At 61.8% G+C, this 17,406-nt stretch carries 14 protein-coding genes; 9 read left to right on the top strand and 5 right to left on the bottom strand.

All coding sequences use genetic code 11. From position 1 onward, the window contains the following. The first annotated feature begins 333 nt into the window (after positions 1–333). Positions 334–1,086, top strand: a complete 753-nt coding sequence (locus BLU46_RS27580) for a TetR/AcrR family transcriptional regulator (RefSeq protein ID WP_093208103.1) — start codon at positions 334–336, stop codon at positions 1,084–1,086. A gap of 230 nt (positions 1,087–1,316) precedes the next feature. Here BLU46_RS27580 and BLU46_RS27585 read toward each other — a convergent pair whose 3' ends face one another. Continuing rightward, complete coding sequence (locus BLU46_RS27585; protein WP_093208106.1) at positions 1,317–2,162, bottom strand: alpha/beta fold hydrolase; 846 nt, start codon at positions 2,160–2,162, stop codon at positions 1,317–1,319. A gap of 107 nt (positions 2,163–2,269) precedes the next feature. Here BLU46_RS27585 and BLU46_RS27590 point away from each other — a divergent pair, with 107 nt between their 5' ends. Then, complete coding sequence (locus BLU46_RS27590) at positions 2,270–3,133, top strand: LysR family transcriptional regulator (protein WP_093208109.1); 864 nt, start codon at positions 2,270–2,272, stop codon at positions 3,131–3,133. Here the strand turns inward: BLU46_RS27590 and BLU46_RS27595 are convergent, their stop codons facing one another. Next, positions 3,134–4,195 carry an FUSC family protein gene (locus tag BLU46_RS27595; RefSeq protein WP_063028737.1) on the bottom strand — a complete coding sequence of 354 codons (1,062 nt, stop codon included), beginning with the start codon at positions 4,193–4,195 and terminating at the stop codon, positions 3,134–3,136. A gap of 154 nt (positions 4,196–4,349) precedes the next feature. Continuing rightward, the gene (locus BLU46_RS27600) at positions 4,350–5,975 is read right to left on the bottom strand and encodes an NADP-dependent glyceraldehyde-3-phosphate dehydrogenase (RefSeq protein ID WP_093208112.1); all 1,626 of its coding nucleotides are present in this window, start codon (positions 5,973–5,975) and stop codon (positions 4,350–4,352) included. Positions 5,976–6,134: 159 nt separating this feature from the next. Between BLU46_RS27600 and BLU46_RS27605 the strand changes: the two genes are divergently transcribed. Beyond that, positions 6,135–6,995 carry a Dyp-type peroxidase gene (locus tag BLU46_RS27605; protein WP_093208115.1) on the top strand — a complete coding sequence of 287 codons (861 nt, stop codon included), beginning with the start codon at positions 6,135–6,137 and terminating at the stop codon, positions 6,993–6,995. Positions 6,996–7,800: 805 nt separating this feature from the next. On the opposite strand, the gene BLU46_RS27610 is transcribed toward BLU46_RS27605, so the two are convergent. Together BLU46_RS27610 and BLU46_RS27615 are read right to left on the bottom strand one after the other, a co-directional pair. Continuing rightward, positions 7,801–8,247, bottom strand: coding sequence for a winged helix-turn-helix domain-containing protein (locus tag BLU46_RS27610; protein ID WP_093208118.1), 447 nt, complete (start codon positions 8,245–8,247; stop codon positions 7,801–7,803). A 72-nt stretch (positions 8,248–8,319) separates the two neighbouring features. Further along, a complete protein-coding gene (locus tag BLU46_RS27615) occupies positions 8,320–11,538 on the bottom strand; it encodes a type III effector HrpK domain-containing protein (protein ID WP_093208121.1) in 3,219 nt (1,072 codons plus the stop codon). 563 nt (positions 11,539–12,101) lie between these two features. Here BLU46_RS27615 and BLU46_RS33100 point away from each other — a divergent pair. The 6 genes from BLU46_RS33100 (at position 12,102) to BLU46_RS27640 (ending at position 17,404) form a co-directional block, all read left to right on the top strand. Next, positions 12,102–12,263 carry a hypothetical protein gene (locus BLU46_RS33100; protein ID WP_003207273.1) on the top strand — a complete coding sequence of 54 codons (162 nt, stop codon included), beginning with the start codon at positions 12,102–12,104 and terminating at the stop codon, positions 12,261–12,263. A gap of 115 nt (positions 12,264–12,378) precedes the next feature. Continuing rightward, positions 12,379–13,272: a SctD/MshK family protein gene (locus BLU46_RS27620; RefSeq protein ID WP_093208124.1), complete on the top strand. Its 894-nt coding sequence runs from the start codon at positions 12,379–12,381 to the stop codon at positions 13,270–13,272. 28 nt (positions 13,273–13,300) lie between these two features. Then, positions 13,301–13,657, top strand: coding sequence for a hypothetical protein (locus BLU46_RS27625; RefSeq protein WP_063028745.1), 357 nt, complete (start codon positions 13,301–13,303; stop codon positions 13,655–13,657). Further along, the gene (locus tag BLU46_RS27630) at positions 13,657–13,992 is read left to right on the top strand and encodes a tetratricopeptide repeat protein (protein ID WP_017477037.1); all 336 of its coding nucleotides are present in this window, start codon (positions 13,657–13,659) and stop codon (positions 13,990–13,992) included. The genes BLU46_RS27625 and BLU46_RS27630 overlap by 1 nt, the downstream gene beginning before the upstream one ends. Beyond that, positions 13,989–16,127 (top strand): type III secretion system export apparatus subunit SctV, encoded by a 2,139-nt coding sequence (gene sctV, locus BLU46_RS27635; protein WP_063028747.1) that lies wholly within the window; start codon positions 13,989–13,991, stop codon positions 16,125–16,127. Before BLU46_RS27630 ends, sctV begins: the two co-directional genes overlap by 4 nt. Continuing rightward, the gene (locus BLU46_RS27640; protein ID WP_093208127.1) at positions 16,124–17,404 is read left to right on the top strand and encodes a type II and III secretion system protein family protein; all 1,281 of its coding nucleotides are present in this window, start codon (positions 16,124–16,126) and stop codon (positions 17,402–17,404) included. The genes sctV and BLU46_RS27640 overlap by 4 nt, the downstream gene beginning before the upstream one ends. Positions 17,405–17,406 lie beyond the last annotated feature (2 nt).

A 17,406-nucleotide genomic window follows, 5' to 3' on the forward strand; every position in this document is an offset into this window, starting at 1 on the left:
CTTCCCCCGAAAATTCTTGTAACAAGTTCAGGGGCTGCCTGGTACACGTCACGGACTGGTTTTATTTCTTGTTTTTAAAATATTGTTTGAATACTAACCGCGATCCTGCCGTTCCGCCAGCCATGGATATAGAGCGGTTTTACCCTTTGAAACGATTCGTCTACAGGGCATTTCAGGCGCCTGAAAAGTCCATCAGCTACCCTCAATAAGCCCGGCTCTGTTGGGTTTGAATAGTATGGCGCAGTGTCACTACTTGCTTTCAGGCAGCGGCCCCGGTATAAAAAATCAAATTAATTTTTAAAACAATATTTCCGCAGTGGAACCCCACCCCCTATGGTCGCGAAGAAACTCAGCGCTCCAAACGTTACCAAGACTCGATTGCTGGATGCGACAGAGGCTCTTTTCATCAAATACGGCTATGACGCTGTTTTGTTGCGGCAGATTACCGAGAGGGCCCAGGTCAATCTCGCTGCGGTGAATTACCACTTCGGGGACAAGGATTCCCTGATGAAAACCCTGCTGATGCAACGCCTGGAGCCGCTCAACGAGCAGCGCCTGGATTTGCTGGCCAGGTGCGAGGCCGAATCCGACGGCCCGCTGGACTGCGACACCTTGCTTGGCGTGCTGTTTGCCCCGGCCATGGGCCTGGAACGCAGTGATCCTGCCAGTGGGGAAGGGCGTTCCTTCATCCGTTTCCTGGGGCGGGTGTACAGCGACACCTCGCCGTTTATCCAGGAATACCTCAAGGTGCATTACCAGCCGGTGTTCCAACGCTTTTTTGAAGCGTTCGCCCTGGCATTGCCAGACCTGCCGCGCAACGAACTGGGGGTGCGTTTGCAATTTGCCCTCAAGGCAATCTCCGGGGTGATGGCCGGTACCGAGCTGCGCTTGCTGATGAACTCCATGAGCCTGGGACGCCCGGCCACGGATGCCGAGGTCATGGCCAAGCTGATTACCCTGGTGTCGGCAGCGATTCGTGTGCCGCAGCAAAGTCCTGAAGCCGAAACGGCCCTGGCGCGGGTGCTCGATACCCAGCGCGCGATACGTGAGCAAGCGGCGTCGCCTGTCGACAAGATTGCTCGCTGATCCATCAAGACCGGCTCGCAATGAGCCGGTTTGCTTCGACTCCTCTCTGAGGAAACCGAGTGAACACTCAAATCCCGGGCAAAAAAAACCCGCTGGGGCGGCGGGTTTTTAACTACAGCGTTTGTAACGGATGAGGCTTCACCCTACGTCTCCGGATGTGAATAAAACGTGAAAAATATGTAAGAGAAAGTGTGAAGTCTAGTGGCTTGTGTAAACCCGACAAATGGCAGTCAGCGTTGACTGTGAACCCGGCCAATAAAGTCCAAAAGGTACTCACTCACCCTTTCCGGCGCATCCTCCATCAGAAAATGCCCGGCGTTTTCCACCACCTGCAGCACTGCTCCACGAATGTCGTTTTGCAGGCGATGTGCATACGCCAGGGGCTGCCATTCATCTTCAGCGCCCCACAAAATCTGCACCGGCAGATCCATACCCGGCAGGCGCTCCGCAAAATCGGCGGTATACCGCGAGTCGTAATGCGCCACCTGATGCTGGTAGAACGCCGGCTGGCCGATCACGCCACTGATCGGCGCCAGGTATTCCTCCAGCAGCGCGCCCTGCATCACGCTCTTGTCGAACACGGCCATGGCCAGCTGTCGGATCATCAACGCGCGGTGTTCATCCGGCGTCATGCGCGCATGTTCGGCAAATCGCTGATGAATCCCGCGCCAGGTGGGCGATGGCCACGAGTCATAGCTGGGGGCGTCGGCGACCGTCAATGAGTGCACCCGCTGCGGATGGTCAAGGGCAAACAGCAGCGCGTTGACGCCGCCGATGTCATGGCCCACCAGGTGCACCCGCTCAAGCCCCCAGTGGTCCAGCAAATCGCCGATCAAGCGGCTTTGTGCGGCCACCGACGTATCGGCCTGGAGTGGGCGCTCTGAAGCGCCAAAACCCAACAGGTCGAACAAATGGACCTGCATGCCGGCGGCAGTCAGGCGCGGCACCACTTTGCGCCAGATGATGGAATGGGCGGGCGTGCCGTGCAGCAACAACACCGGTAGCCCCTCACCATGGCGGCCAGTGGCAATGCGCCAACCGTTGATCAATGCGGTTTCGTTAAGCAGGGCAGTCATGACAGATCCTCGCGGTGAATGAAGGCTTTACCCTAAAGCTCGGCTGGTCATGACACCAATGACAACTTACTCTCTACCCAATCCTGTTTTTGTCATAGGTGTTGATCATGAACCAGCGACTGCCCATCGATGTGCTGCGTGCCCTGCAAACCGTGGTCGAAACCGGCAGTGTCACCCGCGCGGCCGAGCGCCTGAACCTCAGCCAGTCGGCGGTCAGCTGGAAGATCAAGCGCCTGGAGAAACAACTCGAACGGCCATTGATCCAGCGCGAGGGGCAGCGCCTGGTTGCCAGTGATGACGGCGCGCAGCTGCTGGTCCACGCCCGGCGCATCATCGAGGCCCACGACGCGGCGTTGGCGCATTTCAATCCAGTGCAGTTGCAAGGCTCCATCCGCCTGGGCGCCACCGAACAGGTGCCGATGGCCGAGCTGTCGAACTTGCTCGGCCAGTTTTCCCGGCAGCACCGTCAGCTGGATGTGCGGATCGTGGTGGAGCAGAGCCACGTGCTTCGCCAGGCCCTGGTGGACCGCGAGCTGGACCTGGCGCTGCACCAGGATTTCATCCCGCGTATCGAAACGCGTGACCACTTGCTGTGGACCGAACAGGTGCACTGGTGCGCCCGGCCCGGCTGGCAGGCAGCGCCTGACGAAAGCGTGCGGCTGATCACCTTCGGCCCAGGCTGTTTTTACCGGCAACTGGCCCAGGAACGCCTGAGCGCCTTGGGCATTCGCTGGCAGGTGGTGGTGGAGTGTGGGTCGGTGGAGGGTGTGGTATCGGCCATCGCCGCGGGGTTGGGCATCGGCCTGCTCAGCAGTGACCATCTCGACAAGCGCGTGGAGGTGTATCGCCCTTTCGAGCAGCAGATGCCGCTGCCCGAAGTGGCGAATGTGTTGCGCTTTGCCGAGGACAGCCCCGAGCCCCTGTTACAGGCGTTGCAGCAACTGCTGGTACAGGCGCTGCACCGGGGCTGATCAGATTTTCCAGTGGCTGGCGCTCTTGGCCAGGCGCTGGCGCATGCCATCAATGTTCGCCGCCAGTTGCAGGGTCAATAACCGGTAACCGTCCAGGGCGTTGACCACCGGCACTTCAAATGTCTGCTCGTGGGTCGGCGTATTGCTCGGCCGTTCCAGCCGGTCGGTGGCCCCGGATTGCAACGCCCGCGCCATCCCGATCAACTGCACCCGGATCTGACGATGCTCGGCCTTCAACGCCACTTGCATACGCGCCAACGCTTCCTTGTCCCGTGGATCGGGCCGAGTGTTGCCGAGGATCTCCAGGGTGCTGATGCACATCCGCAAATGCCGCTGCAGGGTGTCCAGCTCGGTCATGGAAATCCGCACTTCCTTGGACACCGATGGCATCAATGAGCGCAGTTGCAGCATTGCCGCATTCAAGCGGTTGAGCAGTTTCAGATGCTCATCGTCAGTGACCGACTGGCCGCTGATGATCCGGCTATAAATCGCCGCGCAATCGCGCAAGGCACTGGCCAGGTTGTAGCGCCAGGAATACACCGCATACAGCGGCAGAGCGAAGGAAAACGCCAGGGCCAGGACGATACCGATCAGGATGTCGACCGTGCGCCACAGCCCGTCTGATATCGGATTATCGCCATGGCCCGCGACGATAAATACGGTGATCGCCGACAGCAACGCGATGTAGCCGCCCTTGCCGATGGCGTGATAGGAAAAGAACCCGCACACCACCGACATCAGCAAATAGGTCAACAGCGGCTGCCCCAGATACGCCTGTTGCAGCACCAGCAGCAAACCGACGCTGGCGCCGATCAACGTGCCGTAGGCGCGCTCGACGGCTTTCTTGCCGATATTGCCGTGGTGCTGCAAACCGCCGATCACGATCAACATCGTCACCGAGGCCCACTCACCGTGGGGCAGATTGATGCCGGTGGTCAGCAGGATCGTGGCCAGCAACCCAATGGAAACCCGTACCGCGTGGATCAATTTGGCGTGACGGTAGCGCCGATACGGGTCCAGCAGCGGACGCAGCAAGCGGCGGGCGAAGAGAGGAAGATTCATTGGTATCAGGGTAACCTCGTTGTTCAGGCTTCACTCAGTTCCAATGTGGGAGCGGGCTTGCTCGCGAAGGCGGCGTGTCAGTCAATACATCCGGCGACTGAACCACCGCTTTCGCGAGCAAGCCCGCTCCCACATTTTTAGATCGGTGTCGGGCTCAGAAAATATAGTCAGTGGTCAGAAAGCTCGATGTGCGCTCCTGCAGGATATCGCTGACCAGTTCCTTGTTGCTTGCCTGGAACTTGGTCGCCACCAGGGTACGGATCGAAAACACCCGCAGCGCATCATGCACCGACAGCGTGCCCTCGGCCGAGTTCTTGCGCCCGTTGAACGGGAAACTGTCCGGTCCGCGCTGGCACTGGGCATTGATATTGATCCGTCCCACCTGGTTGGCGAACGCGTCCACCAGGCGCCCGACTTCCCTCGGGCTGGTGCCGAAGATACTCAGTTGCTGGCCGAAGTCCGATTCCAGCACGTAGTCGATCACCGTCTCCAGGTCGCGATAAGGCACGATCGGCACCACCGGGCCGAACTGCTCCTCGTGGTACACGCGCATCTGTGGGTTCACCGGGTACAGCACCGCCGGGTAGAAGAACGAGCCACGGCTGGCGCCGCCATTTTCGTTCACCACCTTGGCGCCATGGGCCAGTGCGTCGGTGACCAGGCCGCCGAGGTAATCGACCTTGCCCTGCTCGGGCAACGGCGTCAGCGACACGCCGTCTTCCCACGGCATGCCAGGCTTGAGGGTCGCCAGCTTGCGGTTGAATTTTTCGATAAAGCTGTCGACCACGTCTTCATGCACAAACAGGATCTTCAACGCGGTGCAACGCTGGCCGTTGAACGAGAGCGAACCGGTGACGGCTTCGTTGACCGCATTGTCCAGGTCGACCTGCGGCAGCACGATCCCAGGGTTCTTCGCATCCAGGCCCAGCGCCGCGCGTAGGCGGTGGGGTTTTGGGTGCAGCTTCTTCAAATCGCTGGCGGCCTTGTTGGTGCCGATAAACGCAAAGATATCGATCTTGCCGCTGGCCATCAGCGCGCTGACCGTCTCGCGGCCGCTGCCGTAGATCACGTTGATCACGCCGGCCGGGAAGCTGTCGCGGAACGCCTCCAGCAACGGGCGAATCAGCAGTACGCCAAGCTTGGCCGGCTTGAACACCACGGTATTGCCCATGATCAGCGCCGGGATCAGCGTGGTGAAGGTCTCATTCAGCGGGTAGTTGTAGGGGCCCATGCACAACGCCACGCCCAGCGGTACGCGGCGGATTTGCCCGAGGGTGTCCTGTTCCAGCTCGAAGCGGCTGGAGCGGCGGTCGAGTTCCTTGAGGGCATTGATGGTGTCGGTGATGTAGTCGCAGGTGCGGTCGAACTCTTTCTGCGAGTCCTTGAGGTTCTTGCCAATCTCCCACATCAGCAGCTTGACCACCGCCTCGCGCTGTTCACGCATGCGCCGCAAAAACGCTTCTACATGCTGGATGCGATCCACCACGCGCATGGTCGGCCACGCGCCCTGGCCACGGTCGTAAGCGGCTACGGCGGCGTCGAGGGCGGTCAAAGCCGTGTCGGCGTCCAGCAGCGGGGTGCTGCCGATGATCACCGGCGTGTCACCGTCGGCACCGCGCAACTGCACCGGGCTGCGCACTTCGGCCAAGGGGCCGTTCCACACATGCAACTGGCCGCCGACCAGGTAATCGCGTTGTTCAATGGGCGCCGCGAGCCGGAATTGCTCGGGAATCTCTGCGGCAGTGGGAAACAGCTGGGCGAGCAGGTTGTCGGTGGTCATGTCGCTACCCCTGGAATGGTTGCAAAACGTGACTAGAGATTCACCCATCAACGCCCCGTGTGGCAAGGGCTAGACGCATTAACCCGCGAACCTTGGAAAACCTTGAGCACAACCGTGAGCTCGCCGGGTAAACTGCGCGGCTTTCTTGAAGGAGTTCACATGAGTCAGTACCAGCCGGGCATTCTTGCCGCACCGGTGCCGTTGCAGGCACGCCATCTGTTTTTTGCCATTGAGTCCCTGGACGCTGTACCTGCCGCACTGGATGCGCTGGTGCAGTTGGTGGACGCCAATGCGGTGGTCGGTTTTGGTGAGCCGCTGGTGAATGCCCTTGGTGCCCGGATTGACGGGTTGCGGGCGTTCCCTCATGTGAGCGGGCCGGGGGCGGAGAATCCGTCGACCCAGCAGGCGCTGTGGGTCTGGTTGCACGGTGTGGATCGTGGTGAGCTGCTGTTGCGCAGCCGGGCGTTCGAGAAGGCCCTGGCGCCGGGGTTTGGTCTGGTGCAGATGACCGAGGGGTTTCGCTACAAGACCGGGTTTGATCTGACCGACTATGAGGATGGCACTGAGAATCCGCATGATGATGCGGCGGTGGACGCGGCGGTGGCGCAGGGTGGTGCGAGCTTTGCGGCGATCCAGCAGTGGCAGCATGATCTGGATGGGTTTGCGGCGTTGCCGGCTCTGGAGCGGGATCACATTATTGGTCGGCGCCATGGTGATAACGAGGAGCTGGAGGACGCGCCGGAGTCGGCGCACACCAAGCGTACGGCCCAGGAGAGTTTTACCCCGGAGGCGTTTGTGGTGCGCCGGTCGATGCCTTGGGCGGAGAATGGGCAGGCGGGGTTGATGTTCCTGGCGTTTGGGCATTCGTTTGATGCGTTTGAAGCGCAACTGCGGCGGATGAGTGGGCTTGAGGATGGGATTGTTGATGGGTTGTATCGCATTAGTAAGCCGTTGACTGGGGGGTATTACTGGTGTCCGCCGGTGCGTGATGGGCGGGTGGATTTGAGCTTGGTGCTCTGAGGTTTTTGTTTTGGGGACATATCCGTTATTTAGGTAACGGCCACTTATGGTTTCGCTCTTACAGCGAGTCACTTTGCAGAAGCGGCAAAGTAACCAAAGCGCTCTGCCCCGCCTGTCGGCACCTCGCCTAGGCTCGGTGTTCCCTCACTCCGGCACTGCTCCGCGGGCCGCCGCGACGGGCCATCCATGGCCCGGCGCGGCTAAACCGGCGTCCTGCCGGTTTACCCGCTCCGCACTGCCTGCGTTCGGCCTCTGGCTTATTGGGGCAGTCAGATCAAAATCAAAAGCAAGAGCACAGCGGCCTCCCGGCCGGCTTGAGTGTTAAAAGCAAAGACTAAATCCAGAGCGAAAGCCAAATCTGAAGCTGATGCAGCTCTGCTTTTCTGTGGGAGCTGGCTTGCCTGCGATGCAGACAACTCGGTTTTTCAGATACACCGAGGTGATGCCATCGCAGGCAAGCCTGCTCCCACATTTGACCGTGCCCGCTCTTGATTTGGCTTGTGCCTTTGCTTCACCACACTCAAGCCGGCCGGTAGGCCGCTGTGCTCTTGATCTGCTTTTGATCTTGATCTTAGGCGCCCCGTTAAACCACGCTGGCCGAACGCAGGCTTTGGAGCGTGGGTAACCCGGCAGGACGCCGGGTTAGCCGTCCTAGGCCAAGGATGGCCCATGACGGCGGCCCACGGTCCAAAGCCGGAGTGAGGGCACTCCGAGCCTAGGCGAGGAGCCGAGTGGTGGGGCAAGAGCCTTTTGGTTACTTTTGGGCTCCTTTCAAAAGTGACCCGCTGTAAGAGCGGAACCAATATCAGCGGTTACCCAAATAATGGATATGCCCCCGATCCAAATCCCCCCCCAAACAACGCCGACAACTATAAACCCCCAACACCACCGGCTTTTTCCGCGCCCCACGCTCAACCCAGGTCGGCGCAACAAACCGATACCCCTGGCCCATCGCCGTCGCGATATAGACCGAATCATCACCCCCCAACGCCCGGCGGATCGCCTTGATCTGCGCCCGCAGGTTGCACTCTTCCACAACCAACCGTGGCCAGGCGATGTCCAGCAATTGGGTCTTCTCCAACAGCTCACCAGGCCGGGAGGCGAGAGCAATCAGCAACGTCAGGGCCCGACTACCCAGGCTCACCGGCTCACCGTTTTTCAGCAGCAGATGACGCCTGGGCAACAGTCGATAAGGCCCAAAGTGAATTTCAAAAGCGCTGTCTTCAAGAGGGCTGCGTTGTGAATACGTCATGTGATTAACCTTTGTGCATGTTCAAAAACACAACCCCGCGCGGCTCCCTTCGCGCAAGGCTGCAAGGGACGGTCAGGTGTTGATCGCCGGGATCGGATCTTCCGGATAATCACCCGGCTCCGTAGGCCCGCCAGTCAAACCGTATTGCTTGAGCACCGGCACAAGCTCGCCGTAGAACGCGTCCTGCGCCTTGCCATGAGCATCGGCCAGGGCGAAGGGCAGAAAGGCGCTGCCGATCCCGCCAAGAATCGCCGTAGCCCCGCCAAGGATGCCGCTGATGGTCCCGGCCACCGCGCCGATTTCCGTCGCGCCGTACAACCCGGCTCCGGCTTCCACCAATCCAGCCACCGCCGCACCCGTGCCCAGCACACCGGTGGCAACCGAAAAGCTGCCACTCAGGTAATCACCTTTTTTCAACGAGTCGACACCGCCAATCACCCCGATGACACCGCCGATAATCCCGCCCGCCGAGCCGATGATCTTGCCGGCCGCGCCGAGGTTGGCGATTTGCTGCGGGCTCAGCGGGCCCTTGCCCACCGGTACCTTGCCGGGGAAGTCACCAATGGTGCCGCCATCCGGGCGGTTGACCCAGGTGATGCCGTAACCCGCTTCCTTGGCGTATTTGGTACCACCCTCCATCAACAACCCGGCAAATTGCAGCCCGGCGGATACCCGGTTCGCGTCCGCCACCGGCGTGTTGCTGCCGCTGGCCGAACGGGCCATCAGCACGCCGCTCATCAACACCGCACTGCCGATGTGCAGCAGGCCTTGCTTGAACGCCGGGCTGACGTCGCCGAACTTCATGCCTTCGATGGCCTTGGGCAGTGCGTCGGCGATCTTGTTGCCCTGGCGCCCGATGTCCCATACCGAACGCAGCATCGACACCACTTGCGCCGGGTCGATCTTGCCGCCGTCCGAAGTGACGAACATCTCTGGATCTTTTTGCTGGGCGTCGTTGATCGCCGCGGTGACCTTGGCTTCGTCGAAGTTGCCCTTGCCGTCCCCCAGGGTGATGTTCAGGGTGTCGGTGGTGGCGCCGCCGAGCAGGGCGTCGCCCAGGGCTTCGTTGAAATTCACCTGCAAGGTGGCGGCGTCATCCGCTGAGGCTTTGTCGCCGAGGAAGGCCTGGGCCGAGGCGGTGCTGGCGGCGAAGCTGCTGGCGGCCACGGTGGGGTCCATGCCGCCGGCCACCGCGTCGGTAAAGGCCTTGCCGGTCACCAGTTCGGTTTTGTAATACTGCTGGATATTGTCGCTTTGCCCGGCCTTGTCGGCGATGCCGGTCAGGTCCACATGGCCGTTGCCTCCCAGCGCCAGATTGGCGATGGTCGTATCGTTGGCGGCGTTTTGCAGGCCCATGCCCATGTCGATCTGCTTGCCGTTCTGGTCCTTGGCGTTGAGGTTGTCGTTGAGGTTTTTGCCGGTCTCGATGTCGCTGGTGTAGTAGTTCTGCATCGCGACTTTCATCGTCGGGTTGCTGTCGACGATATCAGCCAGTGCCGGGCCGCGATTGTTTTGCAGGAAGCCTTGTACGTCCGGGTCGGCCGAGAGGGTTTCGATGCCGCTTTGCAGCTGTGCCTTGATCTTGTCTTCGTTGGGGTTGAGGCCGTAGTGGGGCGAGGTGTACTTGTCCATCAGCCCGGCGTGGGGCACGTAGTCGCTCACCAGCAGGCGGGTTTGCGCGTCGGTGAGTTGCACCAGCACTGCGGCTTTTTGCTCGCCGCTGTAGTTCTGCGGGTTGGCCAGGATGTCGGCGGTCAGGCCCGAGGTGTCGACGCCGGCGACGGCATCACGGGTGGCGGCGCCGTCGAGGAAGGTCAGGGTGTCGCTGTCGGTTTTCGGCGCCTGTTTTTCCAGCCAGGCGCCGATGTTGTCGCGGGTGCCGATGCCGTCCGACTTGCCGGTGGCCGGGTTGTCACCACCGGTTTCCAGGGCATGGAACATCCCGGGTCTGGACCACATGGCCGCCGCGCCGGTCAGCTCGGTACTCAGCGCCGAATCGCTGCCCAAGGCTTGCAGGTTGTCGATGCGCAGCATGCCGTCGTTGCTGCGCTGGTTGGCGTCACCGGGGCGCATCGCCGAACCTGCGCCGGCGGCCAGGCTCTCGTTGGCCATCAGGATTGCCGCCGACTTGGCATTGGCCTTGGCCAGGTCTCCCGGATTGCTGCCGAGGAAGCTGCCATAGGATTTCGACGCGGCACCGAGGTCCTTGCCGGCGTTGTCGATGAAATGGTCGACGTCCGAATGGGTGATCACGTTGTCGGCCTTGCCGCGCCCGCCGGTGTCCAGCGCGGCCATCAGGCTCGGGCTGCTGGCGACGTACTTGAGCACGGCCTGGGCCTCGGGCGGCAGGGTCGTGGGCGGGTTGGCGAAGTCGATCGGCGCACCGTGCAGGCCCCAGGCGTCCCAGTTTTGCGAGAGCAATTGCGCGGCCGCCTTCGGCCGGTTCAGGTCCAATTCTTCCTTGGTCGGCGTGCCGCTGGTGTTGCCGGTGATCGTGTCCCAGTCCTTGGCGCCGGAAACGCCGAACGACGAGGTGTCGATCCAGGACGTGTCCGAGGCCCCCGCGGCGCCGGTGCTGCCGGCATACAGTTTGGCCACCTGGTCGTACAGCGCGGGGGTGATGTCCTGGGACACGATCACCTTGTCGCCCGAAGCAGTGGTATAGCGAATCAACCCCGGGCCGACTTCCTCGGGTGGGCCGATCTTCGCTGCCGGGTCCATGGTTTCGGTGGGACCGGCCAGGCGATAGCCCTCGGCCTGGCTGGCGTTGATCGCGAACAGCTTGGCCGAATCGCCGCTGACCTGAGCGAACAGCGCGGGCGTTTCCTTCTGGCTGACCACGACTTTGTCGCCGGCACTGGTCTCGTAGCGGATCAGCCCCGGGCCCAATTCGGTGGTGCTGCCGATCGCCTTGTAGTTGCCCAAGCCGGGCGCCACGGTGCTGGCGTCGGCCTCCTTGTAGCCGGCGCTTTTGCTGTCAGCCAGATTCTTCTCAAGGGTCGCTTCGCTTTGCTGCCCGTTGTACTGGTTGACCAATTGCTCAAACAGCCTGGGGTTGTCGATCTGCTTGAGGGTCACCGGTTTGTCGCTGCCCAGCGGGGTGTAGGTGATGCTGTTGTTCACCGGTGCCTGTACGTTCTGGTACGGCAGCGGGATGGACGGGCCGCGGATTTTCGAGGGGTCGAATACCGGCCGGTCGACCGCCGTGAACAGGGCTTTTTCAAATGTGCTCCGGGCGCCATCCGGGCCCTTGTTATCGGCAGGATCAAGGCCATTCGGGATCGCAGTCATAGATCACCTGGAAGTTGTCTTATATCAATCGATATTTAGTGCAAGTGCACTAACTGGGGCGGGCGAAAGTTGCGAAGTGTTATTGAACAAGCCCGCGCCGAGCTATCAAACGCGATGATCAAGTCGCTTTTGTTACAAATGGCAATATCTGCAAAGTTGGGCAATTGGCTATTAGTTAAAAGTGTGAAGTTGTCTGCGTTATTTTCAAAAATTGTTGGGTAGTCAACGTTTTTGCCCAGGCGTTATTGGCCTCTACATTGTTCAAAACCGTTCATGCTTAAGCGAAGTGCCCCGTAATCATTGGGTTTCGTCATGTATTGGATTTTCAACAAAAGTTCCACGCCTGCCTGGGGATGAGATTTTCTCAACGGCAGGTTGAGCCGGATTTTTCACAGCCCCCACCCTGAACGTTTCACAAGCTTTCACAGCGAAGGCGTTTTATTCGTGAGTAGTATGGTTCCCATGCAAACCGACGGCTGCATTGCCAACTCACTGTCTGACGCGGGGAGTTCGGTTCGGTTTGCATACTGCTTAACTTCCCTATCGATGCAAGGAGATTGAACATGGCTACTACTCCACCAGTAAGTGCAGGCGGCGCCGACGACGCTATCGCGAAGATGGAAGCAACTTTCAATATGGCCATCGAGAAGTCGGCCAAGATCACCGAGATCAGCACCGCGAAAAAAGCAGAGCTCGACGCCACCAAACAGCGTCCGCAGAACTGATTCGCCATACGGGCAGCGCCGGCGCTGCCCGTATACCTGCCTGACCCCGTTGCACCGTTGTTGATCGGCACAGGTGTGGTTGCTGCCTGTGATTCTCAAGGGGGCAAACCCAACCATGACAGCCTTGATTTCCCTGGGCCTGCCCGCCGCGAACGGCGCGCCGACCCTGCTCGTGACCCACGGTTTGCACCAGGGCAGTTCCCTGATGCTCGACCAGCCGGTCTACACCCTTGGCGCCGCCTTGGCTGCCGACCTTCAGCTCAGCGATCCCGGAATCGCCGAACTGCACCTGCGCCTGCGTTTTGAAGGGGCCCAGGTGGCCGTCGAGGCCCTCGGCGGCGATGTACTGATCACCGGTACTGCCGGTGATATCCGCATTCCCCAAGGCAGCGGCCATCGCGCGCGGCTGCCGTTGAAACTGCGCATCGGCACGGCGGGTGTGAGCCTGGCGCTGCCGGGCAGCCCTGAAAAACCGCCTGTAGCCACACGCACCTTTACCCCGTGGATCATCGCCACCGCCTTGCTGTTCGTGTGCGCAGGTGCCTTGGCCTTTCGCAACGATCCACCGCAAGCGGAGGCCGTACTGCCGGTCGCCGAAAAAGCCGTGGCCAAGCCTTCCCGCGCCGACGCCAAGGCCTGGTTCGAACGGCAATTACAGGCCGCCCACCTGGACGCCGTGACGGTCAACGACATCGACGGCCAGCTCAACGCCGTCGGCTCCTTCGAGCGGGCGCAAAAGCCTCAGTGGGTCGCCCTGCAACAAGCCTTCGACCAGCGCTATGGCCAGCAGATCGTGCTCAACCCGCGGGTCGCGGTGCGTGCGGATGCGGCCCGGCCACGGGTGCGCTTCCAGGCGGTGTGGTTCGGCACCCATCCCTATGTGATCAACGACAGCGGCAAGCGCCTGTACCCCGGCGCGGCCTTGGCCGACAACTGGGTACTGGAACGCATCGAGAACAACCAGGTGATCCTCGCCCGTGGCGAAGAACGCTTCACCTTCACCCTATGACGCTGCTTTTTTCAGCTAAGGCCCCGGGATGAAAGTCGAACCCCGTCCGTTGATTCCCAGTGATGTGCGCAGCGCGCCGGTGGAGGCGATCCGCCCGGTCAATTCGCGCCAGGCCACCGCCTTCGAGGCCGTGCTGAAAACCCGCAAGGTCCAGTCCCGTCGCTCCTTGCGCAGTGACCTGGAAGAGCTCACCAGCGCCGCCGGCGTCGACTCGCTGCTGTTCGGCAGCGCACGGTCCCTGGAGTTGCTGGATCACGTGATGCAGCACCTGTTGCCGAACCTCGACGCCGAGCCGCAGATCAAGGCGCTGGCCCATGACCTGATCAACGAGGAAATCGAGATGCGCCGCACCCTCGAACAACAACGCTCGGAGGTCCAGGCCTGATGTCCCGGAATAACGACGACGCGGTGCAATTGCTCAAGGGCATTGGCGAGCTGTACCGGCGCAACGGCCAGTCCCAGCGTGCGCTGGTGATGCTGCTGATTGCCGTGAGCGTGGCACCCGACGACGGCCTGCTGCTGCGCTCGCTGGTGCTAGCGTTCACCGACAGCGGCGACTTCACCCGCGCACTCGCAGCCCTGGACCGCCTGGTGGCGCTGGAAGGCGAGTCCGCCAGCCTGTTGCTGCTGCGCGCCCGGGCGCTGTGGTACGGGGAACGCAAGGACGAAGCGCGCCAGTGCTTCAAACGCTACCTGGCTGCACGGAGAGTGGCGCCATGAACCTGCTCAACCGCCTGAACGGCATCGCACGCATGGCCGCCCAGCGTACCGACGTGATCATTGTCGCGTTCATGCTGATGGCGATTGTGATGATGATCATCCCGCTGCCCACCTACCTGGTGGATATGCTGATCGGCCTGAACATTGCCCTGAGCATCCTGATCCTGATCGTCGCCTTCTACATCGGCCACTCGGTGGAATTCTCCGCGCTGCCACCGCTGATTCTGCTCAGCACCCTGTTTCGCCTGTCGCTGTCCATCACCACCACCCGCTTGATTCTGCTGCACGGCGACGCAGGCCACATCGTCAAGGCCTTCGGCGACTTCGTGATTGCCGGCCAGGTGGTGGTGGGCATGGTGGTGTTCCTGATCATCACCGTGGCGCAATTTGTGGTGATCACCAAGGGCGCCGAGCGGGTCGCGGAAGTGGCGGCGCGCTTCACCCTGGATGCGATGCCCGGCAAACAGATGAGCATCGACAACGACCTGCGCAATGGTGATATCGACCAGGCCGAAGCCCGGCGCCGGCGCTCACGCCTGGAGCGCGAGAGCCAGATGTTCGGCGCGATGGACGGGGCGATGAAGTTCGTCAAGGGCGATGCGATTGCCGGGTTGGTGATCCTCGCGGTCAACCTGCTGGGCGGCATGCTGATCGGCATGATCGAGCGCGACATGGCCTTCGGCGCGGCGGTGCACACCTATTCGCTGCTGACCGTGGGCGACGGCTTGATCGCACAGATCCCGGCGCTGCTGATCTCGGTAGCGGCGGGCACCGTGGTGACGCGGGTCAACAGCGACGGCGAGGCGGGTGACCTCGGCAGCGAGATTCTCAAGCAGTTGGGTGCCAGCTACCGGGCCCTCGGTCTGACCGCATTGATCATGGTGGGCGTCAGCGTGATCCCGGGTTTTCCGACCTGGGTGTTCCTCGGGTTGTCGCTGGTGTTCGGCGGCGCGGCGTTCGTGATGTACCGCCGTCATACCCGTGAACACCTGGTGGAACCCGAGGCGCTGATCGAGACCCTGGAGCCGGTGGTGGAGGTGCAGGCCGAGCAGGATTATGGCGTGGCCCCCGACACGCGGGTGTTGCTGACCCTCGGCAGCGCCTTGGCCCTCAGCGCACCGCGCCAGCTGTTGAGCCAGCGCATCGAAGCGCTGTGTCACGACATTCGCAGCGACCTCGGCGTCGACATGCCGGTGCCGGGCATTCACATGGACGCCAAGGCCACGCCGGGCAGCTTTCGGGTGTCCCTGGAAGGCGTGCCGGTCAGCGAAGGCGAGATGCCGATCAACTGCCTGTTGTTGCAGGACGATCCGGTGCACGTGCAACTGCTGGACATCGCCACCCTGCAAGCCGATTCGCCCCTCAATGGCCGCGCCGCACACTGGATCGAGCGCCAGCACGAAGACGCGTTGCGCACCGCCGGCATCGGTTTCCTGCTACCGGATGAGGTGCTGCGCGGCGTGCTGGAACGCAGCCTGCGCCGCTATGCCGCGGACTTCCTCGGGATCCAGGAAACCCGCCTGCTGCTTGAACGTACCGAAGCTACCTACGGCGAACTGGTCAAGGAAGCCTTGCGCCTGGTGCCGTTGCAGCGGGTGGCCGAGACCCTGCGCCTGCTGGTGGGCGAGGGCGTGTCGATCCGTAATCAACGGGCCTTGCTAGAAGCCATGGTGGAGTGGGGCGCTCGGGAAACCGACGCCAGTCGCCTCGCCGAACACCTGCGCGCCGCGTTGGCACGGCAGATCAGTCATCAATACGCCGATCGCAATCGGGTAATTGGTGCCCTGGTGCTGGCGCCGGGATTGGAAGACCAACTGCGCGCGTCCCTGCGTCGCCAGGAGCCCAGCCGCGAAGTGATCCCCGAGGAGGTCAACCGCGCCTTGCTCGCCCAGCTGCGCCAGGCCTGCGACAAAACCCTCGAGGCCAACAGCGCGGTATTGCTGGTGCATCCGGAATTGCGCCGCAGCCTGCGCCGTTTGGTGCTGCGCGGTGAGCTGGAACTGGCGGTGCTGTCGTTTCGCGAGCTGGCCACTGAATACAACCTGCAAGCGCTGGTGACCATCAGCCTTACCGATATCTCCAACCGCCGTGCACCTGCCGCGGCTTCCGTCACTTCCCTGGCGTCTGCCTCATGATTCGTTTTTGTTTGTTATTGCTGACGTTGACCTCGTTTTTTTGCAGCGCCCAGGACATTGCCAATGGCGCCCAAGGCTCCATCAGCCTCGCCTCCGGAGAAGGCCGGATCCTGCACTTCGTCGCGCCGGTGGAATCGGTGCTGGTAGCCGAGCCGGGGATTGCCGACCTACAAGTGGTGTCGCCCGGTGTGATCTACATCTTCGGCAAGGCCCCGGGCAATACCAGCCTGATTGCCCTCGGCAGCGACGGCAAACAGCTTGCCAGCCTGAGCCTGGCGGTCAGTAGCGCGTCCCAGGCAGTGACCGCGCCGATGCAGGAATTGCATCCCGGCAATGGCGCGCAGATCAGCGGCGCCGGCAACCGCTTGATCGCCAAGGGCACGGTGCGCAGCGTGGGCGAGGCGACGGATTTGAATGCCTTGCTCAACCCCCAGGGCCAGGGTTTTCAGAGTGCGGTCAACACCACTGAATATGCCGGTGCGGCCCAGGTCAATTTGCGGGTGCGGTTCGCTGAAGTGTCCCGCTCGGAGCTGTTGCACTACGGCGTGAACTGGAACGCCATGTTCAGCAACGGCACGTTTTCCTTCGGCCTGATCACCGGTGGGCCGCTGGCAGCGGCGACTGCGGGTGGACTGGCAGCGGCGGGCAGCGGTTCGGGCAACACCAATATCGACGGCATGCTCGATGCGTTGCAGGCCAACGGGATTCTGCAAATTCTGGCCGAGCCGAATATCACCGCCATGACCGGGCAGACCGCGAGCTTCCTGGCGGGCGGCGAAGTGGCGATTCCGGTACCGGTGAATCGGGATCTGGTGGGGATTGAATACAAGTCGTTCGGCGTGTCGCTGCTGTTCAATCCGACCCTGCTGCCCAACGGCCGGATCGCCCTGCAAGTGCGCCCGGAGGTCAGCAGTGTGGTGAGTGGCGGAACGGTGGATTTCGGCAATTTCCATGTGCCGTCGTTCAGCGTGCGCCGCGCCGATACGCGGGTGGAAGTGGGCAGCGGGCAGACGTTTGCGATTGCCGGGCTGTTCCAGCGTGAGAGCAGCCAGGACATCGAGAAGCTGCCGTTGCTGGGGGATCTGCCGATCCTGGGCAACCTGTTTCGCTCCAAGCGTTTCCAGCGCAATGAAACCGAATTGGTGATTTTGATCACGCCGTACCTGGTGGAGCCGGTGCGCAGTCGCACCCTGGCCACGCCGCTGGATGCACAGCCCGCAACCGCCGCAGCGGCGGGGCCGCGCAGTGGTGGGGCGTTTGGTTTCTACATGAATTGATG

This window comes from Pseudomonas yamanorum, from assembly GCF_900105735.1.
Classification (GTDB): domain Bacteria; phylum Pseudomonadota; class Gammaproteobacteria; order Pseudomonadales; family Pseudomonadaceae; genus Aquipseudomonas; species Aquipseudomonas yamanorum.